The sequence below is a fragment of the Neobacillus sp. MER 74 genome (genome assembly GCF_023714155.1).
The window spans coordinates 1-2,425 of record NZ_JAMAUV010000052.1; the positions used below are offsets into that span (position 1 = coordinate 1).

The 2,425-nt window shown below is 42.8% G+C and carries 2 protein-coding genes; both read left to right on the forward strand.

Annotation, left to right across the window (positions count from 1 at the left end; all coding sequences use genetic code 11):
* On the forward strand, window positions 1-126 hold a 126-nt coding region (locus M3610_RS27325; RefSeq protein WP_251463598.1), incomplete at its 5' end, for a transposase.
* A 305-nt stretch (window positions 127-431) separates the two neighbouring features.
* A complete protein-coding gene (locus M3610_RS27330) occupies window positions 432-2,081 on the forward strand; it encodes a catalase (protein ID WP_251463597.1) in 1,650 nt (549 codons plus the stop codon).
* The last annotated feature ends 344 nt before the right edge of the window (window positions 2,082-2,425 follow it).

Below are 2,425 nucleotides of genomic sequence, written 5' to 3' on the forward strand. Positions count from 1 at the left end.
CATGGTATGCGTTGGACAACCTTAAGAGGCCTAAAAAAATTGTCCATGCAAGCGATGCTTACTTTTGCTGCCATGAATTTGAAAAAGATGGCCAACTGGACATGGAAAAGTCCAGAAATGGCCTAGAAATATGCATAGGATAGGTCTAAATTTTGCTCTTACGAGCAAATTAACAAAAAAAGGCATTCGAATGAGCTCATTAGAATGCATTTTGTCTACAATCTGAAACGCTTATCTAAGCGTTTTTTTTGTGCACTTTTTTAACAACCCCCGCAATCATTTATGAAGAAATCCGGGGTATTTTGCTGGAAATGACTCGAACTAGTACCTTTAGTAGGTGTTTTTTACCTGCTTTTCCAGCTTATCCTAACGAAGAATAAATTCACTATCAAGAGGAAAAATAAGGATAACTTTTCTAGGGAGGACTTATTTTGACAGAGAACAAAAATGTGAATACTTCAAATGAACAGGACGTAAATCGGGAGACGTTGACGACGCGCCAGGGCCATCCCGTGATAGATAACCAAAATATCCGTACTATTGGGAACCGTGGTCCAGCGACACTTGAGAATTACCATTTTATTGAGAAGATTTCCCATTTTGATCGGGAAGAGGTCCCAGAACGTGTGGTCCATGCACGAGGATCGGGAGCATTTGGTTATTTTGAAACCTACGGAAAAGTGGGCGATGAGCCGGTAGAGAAGTATACACGCGCGAAAGTGTTCTCTGGAGCAGGGAAAAAAACTCCGTTAATGGTGCGTTTCTCCACAGTAGCAGGTGGGAAAGATTCGCCGGAAACTGCACGTGATCCACGTGGTTTTGCGGTGAAAATGTATACGGAAGATGGGAACTGGGACCTAGTTGGGAATAATTTGAAAATTTTCTTTATCCGTGATGCGATGAAATTCCCTGATATGATTCACGCATTTAAAGCGGATCCAGCATCAAACGTGTCGAATCCACAGCGGATGTTTGACTTCGTTTCTCGTACACCTGAAGCAACGCATATGATTACATTCCTATTTTCTCCATGGGGGATTCCAGCAACATACCGCCATATGCAGGGCTCTGGTGTAAACACGTATAAATGGGTAAATGAAAAAGGCGAGGCGGTGTTGGTGAAGTATCACTGGGAGCCGAAGCAAGGAATTCGTAACCTAACACAAGAAGAGGCAAACTCGATTCAAGCAAAGAACGTTGGTCATGCGACACAAGATTTATATGAAGCGATTGAACGAGGAGAGTATCCAGAATGGGAGCTTTATGTTCAGATCATGTCTGATGATTACCATCCAGAACTGGATTTTGACCCACTCGATGATACAAAGCTTTGGCCAGAGGATCAGTTCCCATGGTTACCGGTAGGCCGCATGGTCCTTGATCGGAATCCTGTTGATTTTCACGCGGAAATTGAGCAAGCTGCCTTTGGTACAGGGGTTCTGGTGGATGGAATGGATTTCTCTGACGATAAAATGCTTCAAGGGCGTACTTTCTCTTATTCGGATACGCAACGCTATCGGGTAGGTGCGAACTATCTAAGTCTGCCGGTAAACGCACCGAAAGCACCTGTTCGCACAAATCAGCATCGCGGCCAAATGGATATTCGTAACCCGAAAGAATCGGGAGAAAACCCACATATTAACTATGAGCCATCGATGCTCGGCGGATATACGGAAACAAATAGTGATAACCGTGCACCTCACCAGCCAGTATATAACGCGGCAGCCATGAGCGCGCCGATTGATCGTCCAAACAACTACGGACAAGCGGGCCATACGTATCGAAGCTTGGATGATTGGGAGCGCGATGAATTAATCAAAAACCTGTCTGAAGCACTGGCAATATGCGACAAACGAATTCAAGACGCCATGATCCATCATTTCACCCAAGCTGATGAAGACTATGGCCGCCGTGTGAAGGAAGGGATGGAACAGGTAATGAAAGAAATCCAAGAAATGAAGACGGAAAATCAAGTTCCAGGCCGTGAAGCGGGTAAATCGAAATTTGGTCAGGGAACCATTGCTGCCAACAAAGCAACAAAAGAGGCTGTACAGAAAGGGCACGAAGCGGGACCTTATTAATAATGATATTTCTGGTACTAATGATAAAAACCGCCGTCCAATCGACGGCGGTTTCTTCTATTTAATATAACGGATTATTGATTTCCAAATATAAGGGAAGAAATTCCGGCTAATATGGAAAATACCTCTATTTCCTTAAAAATAAGGGGAGTATTTCCGCTTATATGATTCAAATCGTTGGGTTTTGTGTATATTTAAAGCTGTTAAGCGGAATATCGAGACTGTCGATTAACTCATAAAACCTCCTTTTTCACATACTTTCAAGATTTTTTAATTTCTCATCATTTCACTCCATATGTAAGGTAAAATTAAGATATATCTTAGGTTTGGAGTGATTGTGATGG